At 68.7% G+C, this 3393-nt stretch carries 3 protein-coding genes; all 3 read left to right on the top strand.

Features of this window, described 5'->3' with window-relative positions:
- Positions 1-1054, top strand: a 1054-nt coding sequence (locus tag ABYX71_RS11240) for an FAD-binding oxidoreductase (protein ID WP_372696587.1), incomplete at its 5' end; no start/stop codon positions are given.
- Between the two features lie 242 nt (positions 1055-1296).
- Positions 1297-2262: a dihydrodipicolinate synthase family protein gene (locus ABYX71_RS11235; protein WP_372696586.1), complete on the top strand. Its 966-nt coding sequence runs from the start codon at positions 1297-1299 to the stop codon at positions 2260-2262.
- Positions 2263-2450: 188 nt separating this feature from the next.
- Positions 2451-3371: a VOC family protein gene (locus ABYX71_RS11230; RefSeq protein WP_372696585.1), complete on the top strand. Its 921-nt coding sequence runs from the start codon at positions 2451-2453 to the stop codon at positions 3369-3371.
- Positions 3372-3393 lie beyond the last annotated feature (22 nt).

Genomic DNA, 3393 nt, shown 5'->3' with positions numbered 1-3393 from the left:
GGCGGCGCTGGAACCGTTCGGCCAGACCATCGGCATCGTGCCGTCCACCGGCGCCGCCGCCACCGTCGGCGGCGCGGTCAGCGCGCACGCGCTCGGCACCGGCTCGCCGCGCTTTCAGAGCATGGGCGACCAGGTGGCCGGACTCGAAGTGGCGCTGGCCGACGGCAGCTTCATCCGCACCGGCAGCGCCGCCGCGCACGGCGCGGGCTTCTTCCACCGCTACGCCATCGGCCCTGACCTGACCGGTCTTTTCATCGGCGCCGACGGCACACTGGGCGTCATTACCAAGATCGCCCTGTGGCTGCACCCGCTGCCGGCGCACCGCGAAACGGCGTGCCTGGGCTTTGCGGACTATCCGTCCGCCGCCGCGTTCCTGGGCGAGCTGCAACGCAAGGCACTGCTGGACAACGTCTGGTACGGCGCCGGCTACGACGCCATGGCCGTGCGCGGACGGCTGCTGGGGGCCGATCCCGACCTCGACCCGACTGCCCTGCCGCGTTTCATGCTGGGTGTGGACTACGGCGGCGACGCCGACGCGGTGGCGCGCGACCGCACGCGCATCGAAGCACTGGCCGCCCACTACGGCGGGCAGCCACAACCGCGTTTCGACGAGATCTATTTCCACAACCTGCGCCGCGACGAACTGTACTGGTACTCGTACGCCGGTTATTTCGCCAAATCCCGCTGCGCCATGGTGATGGCCTCGTTCGCCACCGACACCCTGCCGGCGTTTCTCGACCAGGCGCAGCAGTGGCGCGAGCGCCATCCGCAATTCACCTGGGCCAGCGCCACCGTGCTGTGCCGGCGCGGCCTGCACGGCGCGGTGCTGGCGTTCTACGACGAGCGGCAGCAGTGGCCCGAGGTGCAGGCGGTCATCGCCGGCTGCACCACCGAGCTGATGGCGCTCGGCTGCGTGCCGTACAAGAGCGGCAAGCTGTGGGCGGCGGAAGTGCGCAAGCTCACCGAGTACCAGCGGGCCGTCACGCGCATCAAGGCGGCGCTGGATCCGGCCGGCGTCCTGGCCCCCGGCAATCTCGGCCTGGACGCACGCTGACGCGGCCGGCCGACGGTTCGGGAAGCCGCGTTGTCCCCTGACGTCGCCGGCCGCCACTGCGTCGACGCCAGCGCACGACATGTTCAGCGCCCCCGAAACGGCCCGACGTTCTAAGCAGCCTGCCGGCGGAGTATCGTTTCCAGGCCGGCCGCTGGCCTGACGGCACGACCGGCAACACCACATAAGCACACTGGGCAACCGGTGGCCACGCCGGCTTCCGCTGCCTTGAAGGAGGAGACGACATGGCCGAATTCAGCCGCGCCGAGGCCAAGGCCTGGGCCAGACAACGGGTCCGCGACTTCTACGCCGCACCGATCACGCCGCTGACACAGGATTTCCAGCTCGACGAAGCCGGCATCCGCGAGAACATCGAGGCCTACATCGAGTGGGGCGTCGACGGCCTGGTCATCGGCGGCTTTGCCAACGAAACCTGGAACATGCGCCCGGAGTGGTGGTACCGCCTGCACGAGATCACGGCCGACGCCGTGCGCGGGCGCACCGATCTTTGGACCATCATCCTCGACCCCTGCGCCGAGGTGTGCATCGACAAGCTCAGGCACGTCGAGAAGCTCGGCTTCTCCGGCGCCGAGCTGATGAACCCGATGACCCAGCTGCGCGGCGACGACGAGATCTACAACTTCTTCAAGTACGTCACCGACCGCAGCGACCTGGCCATCTGTCTGTACCGCACGCCGGTGTCGGGCAAGGTGATGGGGCTCGACTTGCTCAAGCGCCTGGTCGATATCCCGACCGTGGTGTGCACCAAGCAGGGCAACCTCAATCGCGCCGAGTCGCTGCTGCTGCGGCGCGAGCTGCGGGACGACTTCATCGTCTCGGACCCGACCGAACAGTTCTATCTCGACGACCTGCGCGAGGGCGGCCAGGTGCTGTTCGCCGAATTCTCCTACCTCATCTACGGCCGCAAGCGCTCGGTGCTGCGCTCTTACGTGAACAAGGCCCGCGCCGGCGACTTCGAAGGTGCCTACCCCGAGTGGAAGAGCCTGCGCCCGATCTGGCACCTGTACGAGGACGCGTTCATGAACCCGCTCATCCGCACCGCGTCCTACGCCTCGCTGATGTCGGTGATCAAGATCTGGTGCGAGACACTGGGTCTGAAGGCCGGCCCGATGAAACCGCCGGTCGAGCACCTGCCGCCCGCCGACCGCGAGCGCCTGGTCGGACGCATCCAGGAACTGGGTCTGGTCTGAACCCCGCTGGCGCCGGGGCACCCCCGGCGCCAATGGGGCCCTCGCGTTCATCGGATGAAGGCTTGCCATTCATCCATCGCCCGCTTGACCTGCGGCAAGCCACCGCTGCACCCCGCCCGCACCATGCCGGTTGCACCACGCCCCGCGCGGGTACACCGGCACCACGCGCAAGCAGGAGGAGCGACGCGATGGCAGTCAGCCGCATCGGCTACATCAGCCTGTATGTCACGGACCTCGAGGCCGCCCGCCACCACTACCTGAACGTGGTCGGCCTGCGCGAAACCGACGGCGCCGGGCGCCTGTACCTGCAGGCTGCCGACAACCAGGACCACCACTGCCTGATCCTCACCCAGGCACCGCGTGCCGGGCTCGATCACGTCGCCTTCAAGGTGGGCGAGGTCGAGGATCTCACCGAAGCGCGCGCCGTCCTGGCCGCCCGCGGCGTGCCAGTGCGGGACGTACCGGCCGGCGACGTGCTGGGCGCGGGCGCCGCCATCGCCTTCCCGCTGCCATCGGGGCAGGAGATGCGCCTGGTGCATCACCTGGACAAGATCGGCTACGCCAGCGGCATGCGCAATCCGAACCCCGTCCCGCCGCACGGCAAGCCGGGCGCGCGGGTGACGCATCTCGACCACCTGCTGCTGGCCGGCGAGCGCCCCGCCGACACGGCGCAGTTCCTGATCGACGTGCTCGACTTCAACCTGTCCGAGCAGGTGCTGGCGCCGGACGGCAGCGTCATCGCGGCCTTCACCACCTGCGGTCACACCATGCACGACCTGGCCATCGCCCCTGGCCCGAACGGTCACCTGCACCACATCGCGTTTGGCCTGGAAAGCCGCAGCGACGTCATCGGCGCCGTCGACATCATGAAAGAGGCCGGCACCACGCTGATGGAATACGGCCCCAGCCGCCACGGCGTGTCCGGCGTCACGACCATTTATTTCTTCGACCCGGCCGGCAACCGCAACGAGGTCTACAACGGCGCCTATCAGGCCGGCGGCGTGCCGGGCCTGATCCCGCCCATCGTCTGGCAGGCGCAGGAGTTCCCGCGAGGCGCGTTCTATTACGAGAGCGTGGTGCCGGAGAGCTTTTTCGCGGAAGTCACCTGAGGCGCACGTCATGGCACTCAAG

This window comes from Immundisolibacter sp. (genome assembly GCF_041625615.1).
Classification (GTDB): domain Bacteria; phylum Pseudomonadota; class Gammaproteobacteria; order Immundisolibacterales; family Immundisolibacteraceae; genus Immundisolibacter.
This window is presented reverse-complemented; position numbering and strand designations above follow the sequence as displayed.

Bases quoted from the DNA above. Each gene is read 5' to 3' on its own strand.
- ABYX71_RS11235 (WP_372696586.1), top strand. From the start codon at position 1,297: ATGGCCGAATTCAGCCGCGCCGAGGCCAAGGCCTGGGCCAGACAACGG.
- ABYX71_RS11230 (WP_372696585.1), top strand. From the start codon at position 2,451: ATGGCAGTCAGCCGCATCGGCTACATCAGCCTGTATGTCACGGACCTC.